The following is a 767-nucleotide window of genomic DNA, read 5'->3' as shown; positions in this document are numbered from 1 at the left end:
GATCTGGATGGGCATCAGGCTGTGGACCGCCGTGCCAGTGGTGCCCGACCTGCAGCCCGTCTCCGGCCGGCGGGGCCTGCTGGCGACCTTCGCCACCGGCGTCGCGCTCAATCTCGGCAATCCGAAGATGCCGTTGTTCTATGTGGCGCTGCTGCCGAACGTGGTCGGCGCATCGCTCGCACCCGGTCATCTCGGCGTGCTGGCAATGGTGATCCTGGTCGTCGAGGCGGTGGTCATCGGCGGGCATGTGCTTCTCGCCGGCCGCGCCCGCGGCCTGCTGCGGACGCCCGCCGTCGTGCGCCGCGTGAACCGCGCCGCCGGTGGCGCGATGATCGGCGCCGGCGTGGCCGTGGTCGCCACGCGCTAAGGGCAGCGCTGACCGCCGGCTCCCGGCCAGGAAGGCGGGTGCCCGCCTCTGATTGGCCATCGCGGACCCGACTGTGAGTCCATAGTCTGTGTCCCCGAGCCATCGCGCCGACACGCCAAGTTGACATAGGCACGCTCACGTCCTAGAAAAGAGACAGACCTGTCTCACCACGGGGCGATGCCATGGCACCCGCACGCACCTCGGCCAAACGCCAGCACGTTGTCGACACCGCCTATGCGCTGTTCAAGCGCGACGGCTTCCATGCCACCGGCATCGACCGGATCATCGCCGAGGCTGACATCGCGAAGATGACGATGTACCGGAATTTCCCGAGCAAGGACGAGTTGATCGTCGCGGTGCTGGATCATCGCGCCCGCCGTTTCGAGCGCCAGCTCGACCG

The 767-nt window shown here is 68.2% G+C and carries 2 protein-coding genes; both read left to right on the top strand.

Translation table 11 applies throughout. From position 1 onward, the window contains the following. Positions 1–367, top strand: a 367-nt coding sequence (locus EN780_RS35990) for a LysE family transporter (protein ID WP_189557082.1), incomplete at its 5' end; no start/stop codon positions are given. A 182-nt stretch (positions 368–549) separates the two neighbouring features. After that, positions 550–767: helix-turn-helix domain-containing protein (locus EN780_RS35985; RefSeq protein WP_133372942.1), on the top strand; the 218-nt coding region annotated here is incomplete at its 3' end.

The organism is Mesorhizobium sp. M4B.F.Ca.ET.089.01.1.1 (assembly GCF_004022605.1).
Taxonomy (GTDB): Bacteria; Pseudomonadota; Alphaproteobacteria; order Rhizobiales; family Rhizobiaceae; genus Mesorhizobium; species Mesorhizobium abyssinicae.
Note: the sequence above shows the minus strand (reverse complement) of the source record. Positions and strands in the feature narration are given on the sequence as shown.